This window comes from Paenibacillus tuaregi, from assembly GCF_900086655.1.
Classification (GTDB): domain Bacteria; phylum Bacillota; class Bacilli; order Paenibacillales; family Paenibacillaceae; genus Fontibacillus; species Fontibacillus tuaregi.
In genome coordinates, this window is sequence record NZ_LT575476.1 from 1,083,493 (window position 1) to 1,106,737 (window position 23,245).

Annotated in this window: 20 protein-coding genes; 16 read left to right on the top strand and 4 right to left on the bottom strand. The window is 49.7% G+C overall.

The window, feature by feature from the left end; all coding sequences use genetic code 11:
* Positions 1-12: 12 nt before the first annotated feature.
* From BN6628_RS04925 to ytaF, 3 genes are all read right to left on the bottom strand, one after another.
* Positions 13-264 (bottom strand): NHLP leader peptide family RiPP precursor, encoded by a 252-nt coding sequence (locus BN6628_RS04925; RefSeq protein ID WP_068615092.1) that lies wholly within the window; start codon positions 262-264, stop codon positions 13-15.
* 75 nt (positions 265-339) lie between these two features.
* Positions 340-1,275, bottom strand: a complete 936-nt coding sequence (locus BN6628_RS04930; RefSeq protein ID WP_068615098.1) for a hypothetical protein — start codon at positions 1,273-1,275, stop codon at positions 340-342.
* A 204-nt stretch (positions 1,276-1,479) separates the two neighbouring features.
* Positions 1,480-2,097 carry a sporulation membrane protein YtaF gene (gene ytaF / locus BN6628_RS04935; protein ID WP_068615100.1) on the bottom strand — a complete coding sequence of 206 codons (618 nt, stop codon included), beginning with the start codon at positions 2,095-2,097 and terminating at the stop codon, positions 1,480-1,482.
* Positions 2,098-2,280: 183 nt separating this feature from the next.
* Between ytaF and tatA the strand changes: the two genes are divergently transcribed.
* The 7 genes from tatA (at position 2,281) to BN6628_RS04965 (ending at position 6,417) form a co-directional block, all read left to right on the top strand.
* Positions 2,281-2,484 (top strand): twin-arginine translocase TatA/TatE family subunit, encoded by a 204-nt coding sequence (tatA, locus tag BN6628_RS04940; protein ID WP_068615103.1) that lies wholly within the window; start codon positions 2,281-2,283, stop codon positions 2,482-2,484.
* Positions 2,485-2,726: 242 nt separating this feature from the next.
* Complete coding sequence (locus BN6628_RS04945; protein ID WP_068615106.1) at positions 2,727-3,116, top strand: DivIVA domain-containing protein; 390 nt, start codon at positions 2,727-2,729, stop codon at positions 3,114-3,116.
* A gap of 208 nt (positions 3,117-3,324) precedes the next feature.
* Positions 3,325-3,792 (top strand): Dps family protein, encoded by a 468-nt coding sequence (locus BN6628_RS04950; protein ID WP_068615109.1) that lies wholly within the window; start codon positions 3,325-3,327, stop codon positions 3,790-3,792.
* 274 nt (positions 3,793-4,066) lie between these two features.
* The gene (locus BN6628_RS26395) at positions 4,067-4,234 is read left to right on the top strand and encodes a hypothetical protein (protein WP_187386109.1); all 168 of its coding nucleotides are present in this window, start codon (positions 4,067-4,069) and stop codon (positions 4,232-4,234) included.
* Between the two features lie 187 nt (positions 4,235-4,421).
* A complete protein-coding gene (locus BN6628_RS04955; protein WP_068615112.1) occupies positions 4,422-4,760 on the top strand; it encodes a KGG domain-containing protein in 339 nt (112 codons plus the stop codon).
* Between the two features lie 183 nt (positions 4,761-4,943).
* Entirely contained in the window at positions 4,944-5,507 is a 564-nt protein-coding gene (gene thpR / locus BN6628_RS04960) for an RNA 2',3'-cyclic phosphodiesterase (protein WP_068615113.1), read from the top strand.
* A 145-nt stretch (positions 5,508-5,652) separates the two neighbouring features.
* On the top strand, positions 5,653-6,417 hold the full coding sequence (locus tag BN6628_RS04965) for a cell wall hydrolase (RefSeq protein ID WP_068615117.1): 765 nt from the start codon (positions 5,653-5,655) through the stop codon (positions 6,415-6,417).
* A 37-nt stretch (positions 6,418-6,454) separates the two neighbouring features.
* On the opposite strand, the gene BN6628_RS04970 is transcribed toward BN6628_RS04965, so the two are convergent.
* Complete coding sequence (locus BN6628_RS04970) at positions 6,455-7,630, bottom strand: MGDG synthase family glycosyltransferase (protein ID WP_068621993.1); 1,176 nt, start codon at positions 7,628-7,630, stop codon at positions 6,455-6,457.
* A 304-nt stretch (positions 7,631-7,934) separates the two neighbouring features.
* Here BN6628_RS04970 and BN6628_RS04975 point away from each other — a divergent pair, with 304 nt between their 5' ends.
* The 9 genes from BN6628_RS04975 (at position 7,935) to BN6628_RS05015 (ending at position 23,056) form a co-directional block, all read left to right on the top strand.
* A complete protein-coding gene (locus tag BN6628_RS04975; RefSeq protein ID WP_068621995.1) occupies positions 7,935-8,549 on the top strand; it encodes a TetR/AcrR family transcriptional regulator in 615 nt (204 codons plus the stop codon).
* Between the two features lie 24 nt (positions 8,550-8,573).
* Positions 8,574-10,757: a YhgE/Pip family protein gene (locus BN6628_RS04980; RefSeq protein WP_068615119.1), complete on the top strand. Its 2,184-nt coding sequence runs from the start codon at positions 8,574-8,576 to the stop codon at positions 10,755-10,757.
* A gap of 212 nt (positions 10,758-10,969) precedes the next feature.
* Positions 10,970-11,548 carry a TetR/AcrR family transcriptional regulator gene (locus BN6628_RS04985; protein WP_068615122.1) on the top strand — a complete coding sequence of 193 codons (579 nt, stop codon included), beginning with the start codon at positions 10,970-10,972 and terminating at the stop codon, positions 11,546-11,548.
* 45 nt (positions 11,549-11,593) lie between these two features.
* The gene (locus tag BN6628_RS04990) at positions 11,594-13,867 is read left to right on the top strand and encodes a YhgE/Pip family protein (protein ID WP_068615125.1); all 2,274 of its coding nucleotides are present in this window, start codon (positions 11,594-11,596) and stop codon (positions 13,865-13,867) included.
* Between the two features lie 351 nt (positions 13,868-14,218).
* A complete protein-coding gene (gene gltB, locus BN6628_RS04995) occupies positions 14,219-18,814 on the top strand; it encodes a glutamate synthase large subunit (RefSeq protein ID WP_068615128.1) in 4,596 nt (1,531 codons plus the stop codon).
* 702 nt (positions 18,815-19,516) lie between these two features.
* The gene (gene rfbC / locus BN6628_RS05000; protein WP_068615131.1) at positions 19,517-20,062 is read left to right on the top strand and encodes a dTDP-4-dehydrorhamnose 3,5-epimerase; all 546 of its coding nucleotides are present in this window, start codon (positions 19,517-19,519) and stop codon (positions 20,060-20,062) included.
* Positions 20,063-20,362: 300 nt separating this feature from the next.
* Complete coding sequence (gene rfbD, locus BN6628_RS05005; RefSeq protein WP_316245794.1) at positions 20,363-21,250, top strand: dTDP-4-dehydrorhamnose reductase; 888 nt, start codon at positions 20,363-20,365, stop codon at positions 21,248-21,250.
* Between the two features lie 89 nt (positions 21,251-21,339).
* On the top strand, positions 21,340-22,245 hold the full coding sequence (locus tag BN6628_RS05010; RefSeq protein ID WP_068615134.1) for an ABC transporter ATP-binding protein: 906 nt from the start codon (positions 21,340-21,342) through the stop codon (positions 22,243-22,245).
* Positions 22,229-23,056, top strand: coding sequence for an ABC transporter permease (locus BN6628_RS05015; RefSeq protein WP_235847580.1), 828 nt, complete (start codon positions 22,229-22,231; stop codon positions 23,054-23,056). The genes BN6628_RS05010 and BN6628_RS05015 overlap by 17 nt, the downstream gene beginning before the upstream one ends.
* The last annotated feature ends 189 nt before the right edge of the window (positions 23,057-23,245 follow it).

The following is a 23,245-nucleotide window of genomic DNA, read 5'->3' on the forward strand; positions in this document are numbered from 1 at the left end:
ATTGTTCAAGGATTATATTGGATCAGGTCCCCAGATACCTCTTGCGCGAACTTTACTATCAACCTCTTTGGGGCTTGGGGGCAACACTAGATAGAATTCGTCTGATTTCTCTTCAAGAGTAGTTATGCGAATATGCTCTGGGAGGATTACACCTAATGCTTCCTGGATAGCTTTCTTGGGATTGGCTAGCAGCTCTTCCTTAAAACTGGGGTCCTGCCAAGCTCTGTGAATCAATTGATTAGTAAGAATAGCATCATTAGACATTGTAACCATCCTTTCAAAATAGGTATTTTGATCCAAACTAAATATAGCATAAAGGTTCTGGGTAATCTAGGAATCTTATACATTTTTCGTTAACCAGTAGTTTAATCCCCCCTTGATTAGTAAATTTCGATTGTTTTTGATCTCCATCGCTATACTTTGCAGTTCATTTACCATATGAATACTGAAATCTCTTAAGTGAGGGGAGTGCTCGGAGATGGATTGAACATGGATGTGATTGAGGTTTGCGAACTCCCCGTATCGTAGGAGACAGTCTCCGATAAATATCGCTTGGTCCATTTCCTCCTCAGATAGGGACTGACCGTTTGGGACTTCAAGTTCAGCTCTTACAAAAGCAATCAGACTATTATAGTTATTGTTCTCCAAGTCCTGCTTCCAGTCCTTAATGTCATCAAGCATCTGCAGCGTGATTAACGTATAATCCACCGCCTTGTCCAATGCCGCAATAAGGCCAGGTTGATTGGACAGGAGCATAGCACTAGCGACAGACAGCTTGACCGGGGCAGCCTTATGGGCCATGCCCAGCGGATTATCCTGCAGGTAGTTTTCTTCCTGCTCGCGAGATACCGCAGCGGCCCATTGCTGGAGATAGCTGCGGTAATAATCCCAGAACGGGGAAGCCTCCGGAAAATAAGAATAATAGATGGAAGTAAACTCTAGTTGAAAAAGACTCGCAAGTGGAAGCGATTCGACTGGTGAGGATTTGGGGTTGTCCATGACATCATCGATAAGCTGATAGTATAGCAGTCCGAAAATATTGGCTAAAGCAAATCTTCGGCTATCAATGATGCTGAGCTTCGAGCACTCCCGAAGCCAGAGTGGAAGCAGGTAGCTTATGTAGTTCTTACTTCGTCCCTCTTTAAGTACATGGAACTTGTCCAGAAAATCCAACCCTGCTGACCTGAACGGAACAGGAAAATGCGATACGATATCCTCTGCTTCATTGAAAACAACCTGCATATCTTCCCTATAGGCGGTAAGCCATTCCTCCATATTACTCCCCCTTATAGACCTATAACATTTCAGTGTAGTAAGCGATGTTATAGTGATAACACTGCATGTTCGACTTAAGTTACGCTAATATACGAAAATTTTACAAAACCCCAGTATGATCGACAAAATACAGGCTGATCAGCCGCCGCAATGGGCAGCGGAGGCTGATGGGAGTATTGCCGTCTGGCATTGCTGTAAGACAATCTACACAATCTGATGCAGGCCAATCAGAATCAGGAGGACTCCGGAGATAATGGTAGCCCGGTCTCCAAGCTTCTCCGCGGCATAACGTTCACCGAAGAGAGAGCAGAGGGCAAGCAGGATAAAGCTGAAGATCCCCACAGATAGCGAGGTCAGCCACACATTAAGGTGAGTCACTCCGGCATTAAACCCCCCGGCCAAGGCATTCATGGCAAGCGCAATGCCAAGCAATACTGCTTCCGTGAGACTGATGCTCTTGGAGCTGTCCCGGTCCGCTTCTTCCGGATTGCTTAGGTAGCGTGTGAAATTGCCGCTTTGTGCGGGGGATGCAGGAGCAGCAGCATTCTTCTCACGGAACGGTTGGAGAAGAACCCATATCCCAACGGCGACAATGACCGTGGTCCCGATGGCCTGGCCGATCCAGGGTTCAATCCAGAGTGAAATGAGGTTGCCGAACAGGCCGGACAATAGTGTTGCCAGAAAGGAGATCACCGCGATCGTCAGGTTGGAGTACCAGGGGATACGGATTTTACGGACGCCATAGGCAATCCCGACTCCGGCATTGTCAAGGTTGGAAGCTACTCCAATCGTGAGAATTGCGATCAGACTGTAAGTATTCATGAGGTTCGCCCCTTTACCATTGCTTATGACATCAGCATATGCCCAGGAGCTGGGTTTGGTTTCTTGAAAAAGAGAAGCGAAACTTACCCTGATTGAAATGTTTCCAATTTTGTCGAGAAAAAGTTACCCAGAACAGGGTTAACAGTGTATAATCTGAGTATGATCCACTGAGGAGTGATAATTGTGCTTGAGAACTTATTGCGACCAACTCACTTGCTGCTGCTCGTTATTGCCGCACTGCTCTTGTTTGGTCCAAGCAAGCTGCCTGAACTTGGAAGAAGCTTTGGATCCATGCTGAAAGAGTTCAAGCGGGGCGCACGCGGAGATATCGTTGAAGAAGAGAAGGCTCCGGAAACGAACAAGCTGGAAGAGACTAATAGCAAATAGATAGATCGTTCTAGGGCATCCGTTAATGGGTGTCCTTTTTGTTGTTTATAACTAAACTGAAGCGTTTGCATATCCTGCTGTTGTTAAAGGGATTCTAAGGGTTGGATGCTTCGCTGGCTTGGTTTTTTACTGATATGAGAAATGTGATACATTATAAGGAGAAAAAGAACAATAATATGGATAGATGGCTAAGTGCCAATTCCATATGACTCAAGTTGTTCAGGTTATGGAGGGGATTCAAAATGCAGGAGGACTACGAACGCAAACTAAGAGACCAGAAGGACCTATTCAGGCAGCTTGGCATTAAGCTGGACGCACTTACCATCCATGAGAAGGAATTTCCTGTGAAGATGCGCGGTTACGAGAAAGAAGATGTGGACCGTCTGCTGGATGAGGTTATTGTCGATTATGAGCGGTTTTATGATATTATTACGGATTTGCTTGATAAGTATAAGGAAATTCAACGGAGGCAGGCTTATTGGGAGGACGAGAAAAGGGCACTCACGGCTCAGAGAGCCAAGCTGGAGAACACCAATATGGTGGACCGCCATCTGGTCGATGAGGGAATACGGTCGATGGAACGCTGCATAGAGCAGTTCCGGCTAAACATCCGCAAGGAATTTGATATCTGAGTTAAATTGGATAATCGCCTGTATAAAAATAAGTTCATTTTATAAACTGAATTGATTCTTGTGTTCAGCAAAGTGTCATATAAAGTTCATTGAATCTTCATGTGAAATAAGCAATTAAGTGGTATGATTAGATCAGGAATTAGAATAAGTCTAAAATCAATCTTGGATCAGAGAGTCACAATTCACTTTTCATATGGAGGTCATACAAATGGCAAATTCAACTCAAATTGTAAATGCGGCAGGAACTGAACTGGAGAAGAAGCTGAATCGGCAGGTTGCTAACTGGACCGTGCTGTATACGAAGCTTCATCAATTCCACTGGTATGTCAAAGGGCCTAATTTCTTCACTCTGCATGCAAAATTTGAGGAGCTTTACACAGAAGCAGCAGAATATCTAGATGAAATTGCAGAGCGGCTGTTGGCGATCGGCGGAAGACCTGTGGCTACACTTCGAGAGTCGCTTGAATTAGCGTCTGTACAGGAAGCTGACGGTCAAACTTCAGCAGATCAAATGGTAGAAGCGGTAATTCAGGACTTCAAGCTGCTGGTTAGTGAGCTTAAGGAAGGGATGAGTACAGCAGAGGAAGCAGACGATGAAGCGAGTGCGGATCTCCTGCTGGGCATTCAGGCCGCCTTGGACAAACATATCTGGATGCTGAGCGCATATCTGGGTTAATTTAATCAAACGAAATAAATCTTGTGAATAATTGAATTTAGAAACCTTATCTTCGTCTAAGCTGGTTGCCGCTCTTGTGGCAGCTCTTGGTGAGATAAGGTTTCTTTATGTTTTCCATGAAGTGTATGGATCTTTGATCCAGCCAGTTAGCCGGCTGTTTCGAATTTAGATCATCGGGTATATAAATCTAGTATCGCTAAAGTCAACAATGAAACCTTCAGCCAAACATTCAATGGGCATGATAGCCCTGCACAAGATAAAGGAGAGCATAACCATGAGAGAACAGGAACAACGTTTTAAAAGAATTATGATCACGGTAAACGGTGAGCCGGTAGGAAGCGAGCTGCTCATCGATGAGGAGACTTACCTTCCAGTGGCCCGGCAATACGTAATTGGGGCCGAACAAGGTCCTAATGAGGCGGCTGAATCGGCCTCATTGTAACAAGCGTTGGCAGATGCCTAAAGCACTCGAATAATCCTATCGAGTGCTTTTTATATTTTTATACCAAATTTTGATTATAATTACTTATTTACAAAATTGTGTTTAGGAAACCTGAAGCAGGGTAATAGAATAGCGTAGCAGACAACAAGGTCTGACAAACTTCAAAAACCATAAGGAGTGATTCATAATGGCACGTAATAACGATAACAACAAAATGAGCCGTGAAGAAGCAGGACGCATGGGTGGAGAAGCTACAGCTAAAAATCATGACAAAGAGTTTTACCAAGAAATTGGTCAAAAAGGCGGCGAAGCTACCGCAAAAAATCATGATAAGGATTTCTACCAGGAAATCGGTCAAAAAGGCGGCGAAGCCACTTCCCGGAGTCATGGTAAAGAATTCTATCAGGAAATTGGCCAAAAGGGCGGCGAAGCCAGAAGCGATTCCGATGGTGGCGATGGCAAAATGAGCCGCGAAGAAGCTGGACGCAAGGGCGGCGAAGCCCGGGCGCGTCAGCGTGATAATTAAGAACCAAACAGCACCTTCAATTGGAATATATTAGTAGAAAATGCCCCGGATTGCTTATCGATCCGGGGCATTTTCTTGATCTTTGTACCCCAAATAAGTTATATTGGGAAAATGTGTGTGGAATACTGGTGTTCTGGCTAATCTAAATTATGGGTTATGTGGAATAGATAAGGGGGGTTGAACGTGAGCCTTAGAGAAGAAAATTGGCGTATTTTTATTGCAGTTCCACTCGCAGATACACTTAAAGGCACGTTGGATGACTGGGCTAAGACCTATCAGAGCCAGGGAATGTTCCGCAAATGGGTGCATCCTTCTGATCTGCATATTACGGTTCAGTTTCTGGGGGATACTCCTACGTCTAACCTAAAGAAGCTTGGAGAGATGCTTCGTGAAGCCGTGAAGGGCTTTGGTGCAATTCAACTTGAAGCCAAAGGCGTGGGCACTTTCGGAAGGCCTGGGCAGCCAAGCATTCTGTGGGCTGGGGTCGGTGGAGAGACAACACGTCTGGGGGAACTTCATAGGCTTGTAACGGGCGCCACCTCCAGACTAGGGTATATACCGGAGGAGCGGGCTTATCAACCGCATATCACGCTGGCCCGAAAATATCAGGGGGATGTCCCGTTTGTACAAGGGGCGCTGGAGATTCCTGCGGGCTTCGGGGAATGGACTGCGGAGACACTGGTTGTTTACAGGACACGCATGGGCCAGAGCCCGATGTATGAAGTAATCGATAGGGTAGCGTTTTGAATCTTCCATATTCGGTTACATAGATAGAGTACGCATAGAGCAAAAATCAACATGAAGGTGTCTTCTGTGGGAGAGAGGGATATCCGGGGTATCCAGAACACTTCATGATAGAGAGAGAATTTTACAAGGGCGTAGGAGGTCACTTATGGATTTATTCAAACAGAATCGTTACGTCGCGCTTTTAATCGGCGCTATATTAGTGTGTGTGGGGTCAATTTGTCTATTATGGAGAACGGTTGTCGTAGAAGGCCAGGAGTATTTTCCTGTGCAGGAGATGGACTCCTACATGCCGATGAAAGAGAATAACCAGGTTCAGTCTGCTTCTTCTTCTTTCGTCAGGGCCAAGACCCATCAATTGCCGAAATCGGCTGTGGTGGGTATTCCGTTGAAATCTAAGATGATACAGCAGCATCAACTACTTAAGGAGCAACAGGTACCTGCTGTTCCTAAATTAGACAAAACCATCCCCCCTAAACAAATCTTCTTCACCAAAACGGCGCTGTTAAAGCCAGAGGATCAAGCCAAATCCACTTGGAAATACGCGCTGTCTGATGAAGAGCTGCTTCTCCTGCAAAAGATCGTCATGGCAGAAGCAGAGGGCGAACCGTACGAGGGCAAAGTGGCAGTTGCCAATGTTGTCCTGAACCGGCTGCGGTCAGCCAATTATCCCGACACCATTAAAGAAGTTATATATCAAAAGCATCAATTCAGTCCTGTACGCAATGGGCGCTTAAAGCGTGTGAAGCCCAACAAGGATACGGTTCGTGCTGTTACCGAAGCTTTGTATGGACGCAAGGAAGTCAGTGATGACACCTATTATTTCCTGTCTATAAAGTTAGCCAGTGATTTAACTGTGGCACGAACTCAGAAGAAGACCAAACAGATTGGCAATCATACATTCTATAAATGATCCGGTCCTCTTCAGAAGATTCCGAGTGAATCAACCGTTACATGCCAATAGGAGTTAGAAGCTGCTCGTCAATATGGCTTTTGGAGCGCCCAGCCTGGATCTGGTTCAGCATTTCCGCCAAATCACGCACACAGCGGTCTGGCTGATAATTCGGCTTGAAGGCTTTAATCCGGGAATGATTAGACTGTTCATGGTGATGTCTGGTTGTCAGACGCTCAAGCCAGCGGTCGATCGCTTCCGAACTGAGCATTTCCCCGTAACCGCTATTGATGAAATATTCACGATTGCTGTCTTCTTGCCCTGGAATGGACTCGCAGAACAGCATAGGCAGATCCTTCGCCAGAGCTTCAGTACAGGTCATGCCTCCAGGCTTCGTAATGAGCAGGTCAGCCGCATCCATCCATTTGCTAATCTCATTTGTGTGGCCGAGAATAACAATATTCGGGTGCGTGAACGAGGGGTGATGCTGAAGCTTCGCGGCCAGCTTCTCGTTCGTGCCTGTGCAGAAGACCAGCTGAACCTTGTCTTTCCAGGAAGTCAGCGTATCCAGGACCTGCTTCTTAAACAGCAGTCCCCAGCCACCGCCCATGACCAGCACAGTTGGAATGTCGCGGAGATTCAGTTCACTTCTTGCACAGGATTTATTCTTGGTCGTCCAAAAATTCGGATGCACCGGAATGCCGGTTACTTGGATCTGGCTTGGTTGAACTCCCCGCTTCATCAGCAGTCTGCGGACTTCAGGGGTGGAGACCAGATAGCGGTCGATTTCCGGGTTAATCCAGGCCGCATGGGCGTCATAATCTGTGATCAGAGTATATAAAGGCACTTTAAGGCCGGCTGCCTTCAATCTGGAGATCACGGCACTCGGAATATAGTGAGTGCAGATAATCAGATCCGGCTTTAGCTGCTCAATAACATTTATAGTTTGGGTGTAAAATATTTTATGGAGTGCCAGCCGAGTCAGCCGGTTAATAGGTTTATCGTATTGCTTGCGGTACAACATCCCGATCAGTGCCGGGCTTGTAACGACAGTTCTGCGGTAGGCCGACAGAATAATTGGAGCAATGACAGGATTAAGGAACGATCCCAGCTCAAGCACCTTGGTATGAATGTCGGGACTGACGAGTTTCATTCCCGCAGCGATTGCATAAGCCGCCTGAGTATGTCCGCCTCCGAAGCCTTCAGATAGAATAAGCACTCTTTTTCTTTTCACTATATTCACCTGCTTCATGGATAGTCCTCCTTATATTAAGGAGGCTATTTTTTTTCTTTCAAAAGAAAGATGTGAGCAGCCACCCTTGATATGTATATATTAACGTTCGTTTGTTTATAGTGTATTACTTTTTTGCTCCAGAGAGAACAGGCCGTGGACCAGTGAAATCCTGGACCAAGGTCGAGGAGTGAGTATGGAATAATTAGGTCTTGCGGCTGGAGGAAGAAAGTGGTACATTTGTAATTGACCAAATGACCATATGAGAATATCGGTCAATAAGGAACCTGTGGAAAGGGTGAAAGCTATGTATGTGGTGGATCGCCGGAAGCAGATTACCGAGGCGGCTGCCAAATCATTTGCCTTGTTCGGGTACAAGGCTACAACAATGGACCAGGTGGCGAAGATTGCGGGTGTTGGGAAGGGGACCATCTATACTTTTTTTGCGAATAAGGAGCAGCTGTTTGATGAGATTCTTCGCTCTGTCTTTGTGGAAATGAAGGGGATTATAGAACGCGAGGTCCAGGTGGGCAGGTCATTCACTGAAAATTTGCAGCGGACCCTGGATGTGTTACTGGATTTCCGGGAGGAGCATGAGCTGCTCATGAAGCTCTCACAGGAGGTTCGTGACTTTGGTACTCCCCAGGCTAAGGAGGCCATGTACAAGGTAGAGAATGTTATTCTTGAGCACTTGGAGATTCAGATTCAGCGGGCCATGGAACAAGGAGCCATTCGGAGACTAGATCCGAAGATACTCTCCTTTGTCATGCTGGAGCTGTATATTGCCCTCACTTCGAAATGGAATAAGAACCATACACCTCTAGATAAAGAACAGATTAAGCAGGTATCTCGGATTCTTCTTGCTGAAGGGCTCTCAGTAACGGAAACAGACCGGACCTGTAAGAAAACTGAACGGGTATAGATTAGATAAGGGAGTGTAAGAGAAATGAAGTCTTTATCTGTGTTTATAAGTGATATGATATCCAGTTTTAAAAAGCCGAGGGTTATCATCCCTATCTTGGTTGTCCTGTTTATTCCCGTACTATATAGCGGGATGTTTCTTACCGCCTTCTGGGACCCCTACGGCAAGATGAATGAGCTGCCCGTTGCAGTGGTCAATCAGGACCGGGGCGCCGAGTTCAAGGAGAAATCTCTGCATGCCGGCGAGGATCTGATTGAGGAATTGAAGAAGAATGATGATTTCAAATGGGAATTTGTAACCCGCCAGGAAGCGGAAGAAGGCATTAAGGATAACAAGTACTATATGACGATTGTAATTCCCGAAGACTTCTCAACCAAGGCCACCACGGTGATGGATGAGCATCCGCAGCCTGCGGATATTGTGTTTGAACCCAACGAAGGCTATAACTTTCTGGCTGGACAGATTGGGGGAACGGCCGTAAAGGAGATTAAGTCGAAGGTGTCTGCTAAAGTCACGGAAGCCTATACGGAAACCCTGCTCACCCAAGTGGAGAAGATTTCCGGTGGGCTGTCCGATGCAGGCAGCGGCGCAGATAAGATCCATGATGGCGCAGCCAAGGTAGATGAGGGTGCTGATAAGCTGAAGATAAATCTGGCCAAATTGGTTGAAGGAACCGTGAAACTGGAGCAGGGCGTGACTCCACTTACCCAAGGAGTCAGCAGCCTGGATAAAGGCGCTAAGGACCTGCATAAAGGAGCAAGCAAGCTGGCAGATGGTCTGGGAAAATTAGCGGGTGCGGAGAAGCAGCTGGAGCAGGGCGCCGTGGCGGCTGAACAAGGTGGCAGCAAGCTTCACGCAGGTATCCAGTCTTCGCTGAATGGAGCAGCCAAGCTGCAAGCTGGGCTTGAAGCCGCGAAGACAGGCGGCAGCAAGCTTGACGAAGGAATGGAAGCGGCACTTCAGGGGAGCGGCAAAGTCACAGAAGGCGCGCAAGGTGTGGCCCTGGGCCTGGAGCAGTTAGTCAAAGCAAGCCCGGAACTTGCGAAGAGCCCGCAGGTTCAGAAGCTGCTGGCAGCCAGCCAGGCGGTAGCCAAAGGCAGTGAGCAGGTGTATAAAGGCCAGCAGCAGCTTGCCCAGGGAGTCAAGAGCCTGGGTGAGGCTCATGAGCAGCTGGCTGGAGGCAGCAAGCAGCTGGTCGAAGGGCAGCATCAGCTTGCCCAGGGGGCAGCTCAGCTGAATGAAGGCCAGTCCAAGCTGGCTGCCGGGATGAAGCAGTTCGGTAGCAAGCTGGCCGAAGCGGCTTCAGGCGGTAAGGAGCTTGCAGCCGGGGCAGGCAAGTTAAGCGCGGGAACTGGGCAGTTAAGCGCCGGAGTAGGTAAGCTTGCAGACGGAACCAAGGCCATTGCCAGCGGCTCCAAGCAGCTGGATAGCGGCGCGGGCCAGCTCAAGGAAGGTACCGGCAAATTGACGGAAGGCTCTGGAGAACTCGCCTCGAAGCTGAATGATGCCGCTAAGCAGACTTCAGAAGTGAAAGCGACCGATGATACGGTAAGCATGTATGCGAAGCCTATTGATATTCAAGAGAACAAGCATAATCCAGTTCCTAACTATGGTACAGGATTCGCTCCTTACTTCTTATCCCTGGGGCTGTTCGTGGGGGCGTTGATCGCCACATTGGTTATTCCGCTTCGTGGTTCTTCCATAAATGAAGCGAGTGGTTGGAATCGGTTCGTCAGCCGTTCCCTGTCGTTTGGTCTTATGAGTCTGGCGCAGTCGGTTTTTGCTGTTACGCTCGTGCTTTACGGACTCAAGCTGCAGGTGCACAACAAACCGATGATGTTCTTGTTCAGTTTCGTAACAAGTCTATGTTTCATGTTCATTATCCAGGCGCTTGTCACCTGGCTGGATAACCCTGGACGTTTTGTTGCGATTCTGATCCTGATCATTCAATTGACCACAAGTGCCGGAACCTTCCCGCTTGAGCTGATTCCTGACTGGATGAAGGTATTCAATCCATGGCTGCCGATGACCTATAGTGTATCTGGTTATAAGGCTGTAATCTCCAGCGGTGATATGCATTTGGCATGGTCATATCTTGGAATTCTTGCGGTCTTTGGCGGCATCTTCTTGATTCTAACTTTGATTTACTTCCTAATGAAACATAAGCGTACATCAGAAGTTGAGAATGAACAGGCGCTGACCGCTTAAGAAAGATTACCTTAATATGTGAAGAGGAAGCATCCGATATAAAACATCGGATGCTTTTTTTTTCTGAAAAAAGATGAAAATTTATACAAGGGAGTTGCAAAACGTAGAAAAAGTGTGATAAATTTAACAGTGACCGAATGACTGAATGACTAAAATTGATTATTAGTCAAAACTAAACTAAAATGAAATCTTCACTGGAAAGGAGGAGAACCATGTCTTCAGTAGATCGCCGCAAACAGATTGTTGAGGCAGCGACTAAATCTTTTTCCATGTTCGGCTATAAGGCGACGACGATGGACCAGGTTGCCCGGATTGCGAATGTTGGCAAAGGGACCATTTACACGTTTTTCTCCAACAAGGAGGAGCTGTTCGATGAGATCCTTCATGTGGTCATCGGAGAGATGAAGCGAATTACGGAATTAGAGGTTCGTGAAGACAAAGCTTTTTTTGACAATCTGTACAGCGGACTTGACTCAGTCCTCGAATTCAGGAAGGAGCATGAGCTGCTTATCAAGCTGTCGCAAGAGGTGAGGGAATTTGGAACACCCCAAGCCAGAGAGGCTATGCAGAGGGTTGAGGTTGCGATCCTTGACTACTTGGAGCAGCAGATTACACGTGCCGCGAGTCTTGGGGAAATCCGCAAGGTCGATCCCAAGGTGACGTCCTTAGTGATGCTGAAGCTGTATATTACGCTGGCATCCGACTGGAACAAGCTCTATGAACCTCTGGATAAGGAGCAAATCAAGTCTTATTTTAAGCTGTTCCTCGCGGATGGCTTAGCGAATGGGTAAATAATTTTATAGAGAGAACGAGAAACATAAGGAGAGAAAATCGCGATGAAAACATTATCGGTGTTTTTCAAAGACATGAGATCTGGCATAAAAAAACCGATGACCCTGATATCCTTCATTGCGGTCATTTTTGTGCCCATTCTGTACTGCGGTATGTACTTAACCGCCTTCTGGGACCCGTATGGTCATCTGGATGAGCTGCCGGTTGCGGTGGTGAATCAGGATAAGGGTGCCGAATATGAAGGCAAATCGCTGCACATCGGCAATGACTTGATGGATGAATTGAAGAAGAACAAGGATTTCAAGTGGGATTTCGTAACCGAGCAGGAGGCGGAAAAGGGAATCGACGAGAATCGGTACTATATGAAGATTACGATTCCGGCAAACTTCTCTTCACAAGCCACTACGCTGATGAACGACCATCCCGAGCCAGCTGATCTGATCTATGAGCCTAACGGCAACTATAACTTCGTTGCAGGACAGATCGGGAACAGCGCCGTGAAGGATCTCAAGGCGAAAATTTCCGCCAAAGTTACGGAGGCCTATACGAACAGCCTGTTCGATAAAGTAACGGAGATCTCTTCCGGGCTTAAAGAAGCGGGCGATGGAGCCGGGGATATCCATACCGGTGCTGGCAAGCTTAAGGACGGAACCGTGAAGCTGAAGGAGAATCTGAACAAGCTTGTGGACGGGACACTTCAGCTGAAGGATGGTGTAGCTCCTCTAGCCAGTGGGGCAGGCAAGCTTCATAGCGGAGCCACCGACCTGAGCAAAGGTGCCAACTCTCTCGCAAGCGGGCTTGATCAGCTGAGCGCGGCTCATAAACAGCTTCAAAACGGAACCCAGCAGGCCGTGGGAGGCGTCTCCCAATTGTCACAAGGTCTGCAGTCCTCCCTTGAAGGGAACAAGAAGCTGAATCAAGGGCTTCACTCTTCGGCAGAGGGCACGGCCAAGCTTCAAGAAGGCCTGCATTCTGCGGTGGACGGCAGTGCGAAGCTGAACCAGGGACTGCAGTCCTCGGTAGAGGGCAGTGCCAAGGTTGCCGAAGGCGCCAAAGGCGTAGCCCAAGGGCTCGACCAATTGGTGAAGGCGAATCCGGCACTCGGCAAGGACCCTTCTATTCAGAAGCTGCTAGCCGCAAGCCAGGCGGTTGCCCAGGGCAGCCAGCAGGTGGCTGACGGGCAGAAGCAGCTGGCCCAAGGCAGCGAGCAGCTCGCTGCGGGAAGCAAGCAATTGGCTGACGGCAGCGACCAGCTGGCCGCAGGGAACAAGCAGCTTGTAGCCGGCAGCGACCAGCTTCTGGCAGGTAACCAGAAGCTGGTTGAAGGAGCAAACAAGCTTACGGCCGCAGGCCCGCAGCTGACCGGCGGCATGGCAAAGTTCGGCAGCAAGCTGTCGGAAGCGGCAGCTGGAGGCCACAAGCTGGCTTCAGGCGCCGGGCAGCTCGCCAGCGGCACAGATTCCCTGGTACAGGGAATCCACAAGCTTGGCGGCGGCGTGAATACGCTCGCCAGCGGCTCCGAGAAGCTGAACAAGGGCGCCGGTGAGCTCAAGAACGGCATGGGCGACCTGGTCAGCGGCTCCGGCAAGCTGGCGGATAAACTGAACGAGGCAGCGCATAAGACTTCGGATGTCAAAGGTACAGACGAGCGGGTAACGATGTATGCCCAGCCGGTGGATGTTAAAGAGAACACGTCCAAGAAAATTACGAATTACGGAACAGGGATTGCCCCTTACTTCCTGTCCATCAGTTTATTTGTGGGTGCCCTGCTCTCTACGATCATCATCTCTATGAGAGGGACTACCGTAGAAGGAGCAACGGGTCTGCAGCGGTTCTTCAGCCGGACGTTCATGTTCCTGCTGATGAGTATGTTCCAATCTGCGGTAGTTGCTACCCTGGTATTGGTGCTGGTTGGTCTTAAAGTGCAGAGTGTACCGCTCTTCTACTTGTTCACTTTCGGAACGAGCTTTGCATTCATGATGATTATTCAGGCTATTGTAACCTGGCTGGATCAGCCTGGCCGGTTCCTGGCCATCATCCTGATGGTTCTGCAGCTGACTACAAGCGCGGGCACATTCCCGCTCGAGCTGCTTCCGGAATGGATGAAACCGATCAATCCAATTCTGCCAATGTCCCATTCGGTAACTGGCTTCAAGTCGGTCATCTCCAGTGGGGATTACAGCAGCATGTGGCCGCAGTTCGGTCTGCTGCTTGGATATGGTCTGGTATTCATGATGATTACGCTGGCTTACTTCCTTATTCGGACTCCGAGATCCACAGATATGAATCAGGAAGAGATTGTAACACCGCTTGCGTAAAAAAGTATAAATTTGGAGGTTGCCCCAAGGCCTTAATGGCTGAGGTGCAGCCTCTTTATTTTTTTATAGATATACAGCATTTGGAAGGCCGTTATTTTCATAAAATTTCTTATCGCTATCATAAAAAGATTAGATTATCCAGCGTATAGCGCGGATGCTACAATATTAGAACCCATAATACGAGGGTGCAGTGTATCCAGGTGCACAGGATATGGAACGGGCGCAGAAAATTAATGCAAGCAACTGAAGATTTATGCAAATAAAGTGTTCAAAAGTCTATTGGAAACCCGTCGTTTTACGTATAGATTGGTGGGAACGAGCTATTTTACGAACAGAAAGGTTGAAAATGATATGAAACATACGGATATTCCTGCTAGGCAAGGTTTATACGACCCGTCTTTTGAAAAAGATGCCTGCGGTATGGGTTTTGTCGCTCATATTAAGGGACGCCCGTCTCATAGTATCGTCAGCCAGGCACTAACCATGCTCACCAATATGGAGCATCGCGGGGGTCAAGGCAGTGAACCGAATTCCGGGGACGGCGCGGGGATTATGATTCAGATTCCGCACCGCTTCTTCGCGGCTGAAGCGGAAGCTCTCGGTTTCCGTCTGCCCGAGGCGGGACAGTACGGCGTGGGTATGATGTTCCTGCCGCACGATGAGAAGGTGCGTGGTGAACAGGAAGTCCGCTTTAAGGCGATCGTGGAAGAGGAAGGGCAGGAGCTGCTCGGCTTCCGCACAGTGCCGACTAACGATGAGATGCTCGGCAAATCCGCCAAGGCAGCCAAGCCTTATGTGCGCCAGGTATTTATCGGCCGCAGCCAGGATCTTGTGAACGACCTGGATTTCGAACGCAAACTGTACGTCATCCGCCGCCGGGCGGAATTAGCCATCCGATACGGGGGAGCTGAGCAGGGGGATGCATTCTATATGCCGAGCCTGTCCTGCCGTAAAGTGGTTTATAAAGGGATGCTCACGACCGAACAGGTGGGCGAATTCTATGTGGATCTGCAGAACGAACAGCTGGAATCCGCAATCGCTCTGGTACATTCCCGTTTTAGTACGAATACATTCCCAAGTTGGGAACGCGCGCACCCGTATCGCTTTATGATTCACAACGGGGAGATCAACACGCTGCGCGGCAATGTGAATTGGATGCATGCGCGCCAATCGCTCTTCCAGAGCGAGGTGTTCGGTGAGGATCTCGCAAAGGTGAAGCCGGTTATCAATCCGGATGGGTCCGATACCGGAATGTTTGATAATACGTTTGAATTCTTATATTTGAGTGGACGTTCGCTGCCGCATGTGGCAATGATGATGGTGCCAGAGCCTTGGAACAATCATGAAACCATGGACGACAGCAAGAAGGCGTTCTACGAGTATCACAGCAGCTTGATGGAGCCATGGGACGGTCCTGCCGCAATGGGCTTCACGGACGGGATTCAGATTGGGGCCATACTGGACCGCAACGGGCTTCGTCCATCGCGTTATTATGTGACCAAGGACGACCTGATCATCCTCTCCTCCGAAGCGGGGGTACTCGATATAGCACCGGAGAACGTGCTGTACAAAGACCGCTTGCGCCCTGGGCGGATGCTGCTTGTGGATACGAAGGAAGGCCGGATCATCTCCGATGAGGAAGTGAAGGCTTCGATCGCGAGCGAGAATCCTTACCGTGAATGGCTGGATGAGCACCTTATCCGTCTGGAGGACCTTCCGGACGCGCCGGAGCTTCCGGAGAAGAGACATGACGATGTGACCAAGCAGCAGCTTTCATTCGGCTATACGTTCGAGGAGCTGCGCAAAATCATTGAACCTATGGCCTCAACAGGACAGGAAGCAATCGGATCGATGGGATACGATGCCCCGATTGCTGTATTGTCCGATCGGCCTCAGCGTCTATTCAGCTACTTCAAGCAGATGTTCGCCCAAGTGACGAACCCGCCAATTGATGCGATCCGCGAAGAATTGGTCACCTCAACGCTGACTACGATCGGGCCGGAACGCAACTTGCTGAATCCGGAGCCGGAGAGCTGCCGCCAGATTCGTCTGGAATCACCGATCCTGTCAAATGAGGATTTCGCCAAGCTGCGCCATGTGCGCCGTCCGGGCTTCAGATCAATGACCATCCCAACGCTGTTCCCTGCTGCCGAGGGTGCGGAAGGCCTGCGCAAAGCGATTGAAATCCTCTGTGAGGCGGCCGACCGCGTTATCGACAAAGGGCACAATGTTCTTATTCTGTCCGACCGCGGCGTGGATGCTGAGAATGCGGCGATTCCTTCGCTGCTTGCGGTATCCAGCCTGCATCACCACCTGATCCGCCAGGAGACGCGCACTAAGGTAAGCATCCTGCTGGAATCCGGAGAGCCGCGCGAAGTGCACCATTTTGCCCTGCTTCTTGGTTATGGGGTAAGTGCGGTGAACCCTTATCTGGCGTTCGAGACGCTGGATGACATGATCACCCAGGGCATGCTGCGCGGCGTAACCCATGAGAAAGCCTGCAAGAACTTTATCAAAGCGGCAACCAAAGGCGTGGTCAAGGTGTTGTCCAAAATGGGAATTTCCACGATCCAGTCTTACCGGGGCGCCCAAATCTTTGAGGCCGTCGGGCTGAATCAGGAATTCGTAGACCGCTACTTCACCTGGACGCCTTCCCGGATCGGAGGAATTGGGCTGGAGGAAGTGGCTCAGGAGACGCTTGCCCAACATCACCGCGCATTTAATGAGAAAGACGGTAACGACCTTGTGCTTGATTCCGGTGGTGAGTATCAATGGCGCGCCAACTCGGAGGAGCATTTATTCAATCCTCAGACCATTCACCTGCTGCAGCAGGCGGTTCGGACGGGGGATTACAGTATATACAAGAAGTACGCTTCGCTTGTTCAAGGAGAGAACGAGAGTCATCTTACCCTGCGTTCCCTGCTTGAGCTGAAGCCAGCTGGACCTAAAGTGCCGCTTGAAGAGGTAGAATCTGCGGCTTCGATTATGAAACGCTTTAAGACCGGAGCTATGTCGTTCGGCTCGATCAGTAAAGAAGCACACGAGTCGATCGCCATCGGGATGAACCGCATCGGCGGCAAGAGCAACACGGGTGAAGGCGGGGAAGACCCTGCCCGTTATATTCCAGATGCCAATGGCGATTCCCGCCGCAGTGCGATCAAGCAGGTGGCCTCCGGCCGCTTCGGAGTAACTTCCCATTATCTTGTTAATGCCGATGAGATTCAAATCAAAATGGCGCAGGGCGCCAAGCCAGGTGAAGGCGGGCAGCTTCCGGGCCGTAAGGTCTATCCTTGGGTTGCGGAAGTCCGCGGATCAACCCCGGGTGTGGGTCTGATTTCTCCGCCTCCGCATCACGATATTTATTCGATCGAGGATCTGGCTGAGCTGATCTATGATCTGAAGAACTCCAATCCGCGCGCACGGATTAACGTGAAGCTGGTATCTGAAGCCGGTGTGGGCACGATTGCTGCTGGGGTAGCTAAAGGCCGCGCCGATGTCATTCTGGTCAGCGGTTATGATGGGGGGACAGGAGCTTCCCCACAAGGTTCGATCCGTCATGCGGGTCTGCCTTGGGAGCTTGGTGTGGCTGAGACCCATCAGACCCTGATGATGAACAACCTTCGGGACCGCGTTGTCCTCGAAACCGACGGCAAGATGCTGAACGGTCGTGACTTGGCGGTAGCAGCACTTCTTGGAGCCGAGGAATACGGCTTCTCCACAGCGCCGCTCATTGCTGTAGGCTGTATTATGATGCGTGTGTGTCAAATGGATACATGTCCGGTTGGGGTTGCAACCCAGAATCCTGAGCTGCGCAAGAACTTCACAGGTGATCCACAGCATGTGGTTAACTTCATGACCTTTGTGGCAGAAGATCTGCGCGAGTGGATGGCTGAGCTTGGCTTCCGTTCCATTAATGAGATGATCGGACGTACAGACTGCCTGGAGACCAGCAAGGCTGTGCAGCATTGGAAGAAGAGCGGTGTGGATCTTAGCCCGCTTCTGCATATGCCTGAGCTTCAAGAGGGGACAGAGCGTTATAATACGCAGGAACAGAACCATGGACTTGAGAAAACACTGGATATGACAAAGCTGGTTGAGCTTGCAGCTCCTGCTTTGGAACGCGGGGAATCCGTCTATGCGGAGCTTCCGATCACGAACGTCGACCGGGCCACAGGTACGATTCTGGGCAGTGAGGTTACCCGTCTGTACGGGGCGGCAGGCCTGCCTGAGGATACAATCCGGTTCCATTTCATCGGATCGGCCGGTCAGAGCTTCGGCGCGTTTGTGCCGAAGGGCATGACGCTTACGATTGAAGGTGATGCCAACGACTATATTGGCAAAGGCCTCTCGGGCGGTAAGCTGGCGGTGAGACCTTCACCGAAGGCAACCTTTGTCGCTGAGGAGAACATTATTGCCGGGAATACGGCATTCTACGGTGCAACCAGCGGTGAAGCTTATGTCCGCGGTATTGCCGGCGAGCGCTTCGCCGTCCGGAACTCAGGCGCGAACGTGGTGGTTGAAGGTGTTGGTGATCACGGCTGTGAATACATGACCGGAGGACGTGTTGTTGTTCTTGGTGGAACCGGACGCAACTTCGCGGCGGGGATGTCTGGCGGTATCGCTTATGTGTACGATCCGGAAGGCACCTTACTTGACCGCTGCAACCTGGAGATGGTTCTCCTGGAGCGGGTCGAGGAAGCCGAGGAAGCAGCCGAGCTTCGTTCCCTGATTGAGCGCCATGTGGAATACACAGACAGTGCTGTGGGCCGCAGAGTGCTAGACAGCTGGAATGAGTCGCTGAATGCTTTTGTCCGTGTGATTCCGAAGGATTACAAACGCATGCTTCAGCAAATCCGCAAGGTTCAGGACCAGGGGCTTCAAGGCGAGGCTGCTCTGCTTGCAGCGTTCGAGGCGAACATGCGTGAGCTGGCCCGTACAGGGAACTAATTCGGAATTGACAGAGCAGATTGCGGAATTAGCTTTAATTACGGTAATAAAGTTGAGATTAGACCTGCAGGTCCTTCTATGAAGGATCTGTGGGTCTTTTTTTTCTCCACATATATGGGCAAAAGTTCACTGAATACGGGACGGGCGATAAAAGCAACGTAAGAAATACAAGAAGTGCAAGAAATACAAGAGATACAGTAAATACAGTAGATACAAGTGGATTACAGAGGATACAGTAGAGATACTAGAGATAGTAGAGATAGGCGAGACAGGCGAGACAGATATCTGCTTCCATCAACTCAAGGCACTCCGCAATTCGAAGCACTTCAAGAAATTCAAGCACTCCAAGCAGTTACTGGAAACTACTGTGGTTCTTAAAAACCTACGCACCCATAAGCATCCCAAGCACCCAATCAACCAGGCAACCAAGTAACCTAAGCAACCAAATAACCAAATAACCAAATAACCAAATAACCAAATAACCAAATAACCAAATAACTTAAGCACTTAACAACCCAAACAATCACAGCTGAGAAACACGCAGGGGTATCTTTCAAGCATAAGACCAAGAGGCACACGCAGTGGTATCTCTCAAGCTCAAGACCAGGAGACACACGCCGTGCCAGACGGGGCTAGCCTTACATACATTAGGAACAAGGACTAACTGCCGCCTTTGGCAGGCAGCGGGGGAGGTGTGTTCATATGCGTATCCTAGAGACAGGATTGTCCGGGGCTGTGATCCTTGAACCTCAGGTACACGGGGATATAAGGGGGTTTTTTAGCGAGAGCTATAACCGGGATGTGCTGGATAAAGCGGGCCTTCATTATAACTTTGTTCAGGATAACCACTCCTATTCAGCTGAGGCAGGTACGCTCAGGGGGCTTCATTACCAGCTGCTTCCCAAGGCGCAGACCAAGCTGGTACGGGTGCTGTCGGGAGCAATCTATGATGTGTTTGTGGATTTAAGAAAAGATTCAGCCACTTACGGGGAATGGAGGTCGGTCATCCTGACCGCTTACAATCACAGACAGGTTCTCATTCCCAAAGGCTTCGCCCATGGGCTGTATACGCTTGTGCCTCATACTGAGGTTCTGTATAAGGTGGATGAGTTCTATTCGAAGGAGCATGACCGGGGGATTCTCTGGAATGATCCCCAGCTGAATATTCCTTGGCCGGGCTCCACAGTAATTTTGTCGGATAAAGACAAAGTCCATCCGCTTTGGGCGGATGCCGAGTTTGACTTCTGACGGGCGCAGCGGTTGAAGAGGAAGAATGTGAGTAATTAGCAGAGTGGGTGCAAAATAAGGCAACTGTACGAGAAGTATAGAAGTAGAGTAAGTAGAGAGCCAAGGGCATAAGGGATAGAAATAGTAAAGGAAAAAACAGAGCAACAGAAAAGAAGAGGTTCAAACACAGAAAAGTTAAAAGGCTCAAAGAACTCAAAAAGCTTAAAAAACGAACATGAGCATATTCAGGGCAGTGTCCTGTATTAAGGTCCGGAAGCTGATGGCTGTTGTTCCAGTTAAGGCAGGCCAGGGGGGAGAAGGTTGGAGGAGAAGATGAGGGAAGCTCAGCCCGAAGACAAAACGAAGGTTTTGATTACAGGTGCGGGTGGCCAGTTGGGCCTGGAGCTTCAAAGGGTGTTTCGGGAGAAAGGGTATGAAGTATATGGGATGGATCGGGACAGCCTCGATATTACAGATGCGGAGCAGTGTCATATCATGCTTAACCGGGTGCGCCCCGATGTGGTTATTCATGCCGCAGCCTATACACAGGTTGATCAAGCTGAGAGCGATCCGGATACGGCATACCGGGTGAATGCCTATGGGACACGCAACATCGCAGCCGCGGCAGAAGCGGCCGGAGCCAAGCTGGTATACATTAGCACGGATTATGTTTTTAACGGAAAGGGAACTATGCCGTATTCGGAGTTTCATCCCACCGACCCGGTTAATGTGTATGGCTGTTCTAAATGGGAGGGCGAGGAGCTGGTTCGTCAGCTCCATACGCGATTCTTTGTCGTAAGAACTTCTTGGGTATACGGAGCAGGTGGGAGTAATTTTGTACGTACAATGCTGAAGGTGGGCAAAAGAGACGGTCGTGTCTCGGTTGTTGCTGACCAAATCGGTTGTCCGACCTATACCAGGGACCTTGCTTCAGTCATCGAGCAGCTGAGCTCAACGCAGAGGTATGGCACGTATCACGTATCAGGTGCAGGCAGCTGCTCCTGGTATGAGTTCGCCTGTGCTATATTTGAGGATGCAGGCATGCGTGTTGACGTCGTTCCGGTCACTACGGGAGAGTACCCACGCCCGGCTCCACGTCCGGCCTATTCTGTGCTGGATCATCAGGCTCTCAGGCTGAACGGCTTCCATCCGATTCGTCATTGGAGGGAAGCGCTGCAGGACTTCTTACGATCAAGTCATGAAACCTAATCCAGGGCCCGCACGTTATACTCAGGTGTGGTAAAATTAGAAAATCATTCCGTCCTTATCGGACGGGTACATAAGGAGAGTGAATTCATATGTCTCAGGAACCTGTTGTCCGCCTGACGAATGTGACGAAGAAGATTGGCGCCAAGACCATCATCGACCGTCTTACACTCGATATCCCGGCGGGTCAGGTGTTCGGCTTCTTAGGCCCCAATGGATCAGGGAAGACCACAACGATACGGATGATGGTAGGACTCATGTCGATTACACAGGGAGACATCGTCATCAATGGCTCAAGCATCAAGTCGGATTTCGAAAAAGCGGTTGCGCATGTGGGAGCGATTGTAGAGAACCCCGAAATGTATAAATTTCTGACAGGGTATCAGAACATGGTACATTACGCGCGGATGTCCGGTGTAGGCAAGGAGCGGATTGACGAGGCTATTGCCCTGGTCGGGCTGGAGAACCGGATTCACGATAAGGTGAAGACGTATTCTCTGGGTATGCGCCAGCGGCTAGGTGTTGCCCAGGCGATTCTTCAGCGTCCGAAGCTGCTGATCCTGGACGAGCCCACCAACGGGCTTGATCCTCAGGGGATCCGGGAGCTGCGGGACTATCTGCGCCAGTTGACCCAGCAGGAAGGTACCACCGTCTTCGTCTCAAGTCATCTCTTATCCGAGATGGAGCTGATGTGTGATACCGTAGCGGTTATCCAGGGAGGCCGGCTGATTGATGTGCGTTCCCTGAAATCTCAGGATGCCGGAGAGCAGTATGCTGAAACGGGCTTTGATGTCAATGAGCCGGAACGCGCGCTTGAACTGATTGGGACAGGCCGTCTTGAAGGCACAAGGCTGATTGTAACCGCAAACCGCGAGCAGATTGCGGATTTGAACAGCAGACTTGTCAGCGCTGGGATCAAGGTATACGGCATCCAGACCTTGACAAGATCGCTGGAAGATCAGTTCTTGGAAATGACGGGGGGTGGGCAAATTGGGTAATTTTCTGGCATTAGTACAGAACGAAAATATGAAAATCTACCGCCGGCTGCGGACTTGGATTATGTTCGGAATGATCATCGTCCTGCCGATTGTGTTCGCAGGTCTGATCGCCTTCAGCGAAAGCCATACCGGCTCTTCGCAGACGGGTGCCTGGGATATGGCCAAGAATTTGAGCTCCATTTACTTTCTGGTGTCAATCTTCACCCTTATTGTTGCTGCGGATATTGTAGCGGGCGAGTTCACCTGGGGAACGGTTAAGCTGCTGCTCATTCGGCCTTGGTCCCGGAGCAAAGTGCTTTTGTCCAAGCTGCTTAGTGTACTGCTCTTTAGTATCCTGATGAGCATTGTCTTTTTCATCGTTATAATCTCGGTATCCATGCTCTTCTTCCAGCACAATCCGCCAGCCTTCCTGGAGCTGGGTTCGACCCCGTTGGAACAGGTGCTTCTGGTACTGCTATACAAATTTATTGATCTTCTTGTTATTTCGAGTCTTGCATTTATGATCTCCACGGTCTTTAGGGCCAGTGGAATTGCAATCGGATTGTCTATGTTCATCATGATGGCCGGGAATACGATTGCCGTGCTGCTCAACCCGATTCGTTATCCGTGGGCCAAATACCTGCTGTTCCACAATATGGATCTGTCCAAATATGTGACGAATACGGGAGGGGATACTTCATTCTCATTCGCAAGCCTTTATGAAAAGGCGGGCATGTCGATGGGCTTCTCTGCAATCGTGCTCGCTGTATATGTGGTGGTCTTCCTTGCCATTGCTTGGATGGTATTCAAGCGCCGGGATGTTGCCGCTTAGGAGACAGGTATAGCAAGATTAGCAGTGACAGCCAATAAACAGCCAATAAGCAGCTAGTAAACAACCATAAACAGTCAGCCTAAGTAAAGTTAGCCAGAAGCTGCTGTAGTACCGTCTAGTTGCAAGCGAAATCGCTGCAACTTTATACCAAACAGGTGAATGTGGCTGCCCGAATCCCTTTTTTAGCTC